Annotated in this window: 1 protein-coding gene; it reads left to right on the forward strand. The window is 47.7% G+C overall.

The features are described from left to right. Positions 1-2: 2 nt before the first annotated feature. Positions 3-369: ATP-binding cassette domain-containing protein (locus tag LJE09_RS17540; RefSeq protein ID WP_227311625.1), on the forward strand; the 367-nt coding region annotated here is incomplete at its 3' end.

Below are 369 nucleotides of genomic sequence, written 5' to 3' on the forward strand. Positions count from 1 at the left end.
GTGTGGCTGACTTAAATATCCATGTGAAGCGTGGGAGAATTTATGGTCTGCTGGGTAGAAACGGAGCCGGAAAAACCACGACCATGAAAATGCTGTTGGGCTTAACGAAGCCGACTTCCGGAGAGGTCAAAATCTGGGGAAAGTCTTTACAGGGGAATGAAAAGAAGTTGTTGCCCCGTATCGGTAGTCTAATTGAGTCCCCTGGCTTTTATCCCAATCTGACCGGCACAGAGAACCTGCGTATCTTTGCTACTCTGCGGGGCGTACCAAACAATCATGCCATCAAAGACGCTCTCGATTTGGTAGGACTGCCCTACAAAGATAAAAAGCTCTTTTCACAGTATTCTCTTGGTATGAAGCAGCGGCTTG

The sequence above is a fragment of the Blautia sp. DFI.3.45 genome (assembly GCF_020593505.1).
In the GTDB taxonomy this organism is placed as follows: Bacteria; Bacillota; Clostridia; order Lachnospirales; family Lachnospiraceae; genus Blautia_A; species Blautia_A wexlerae.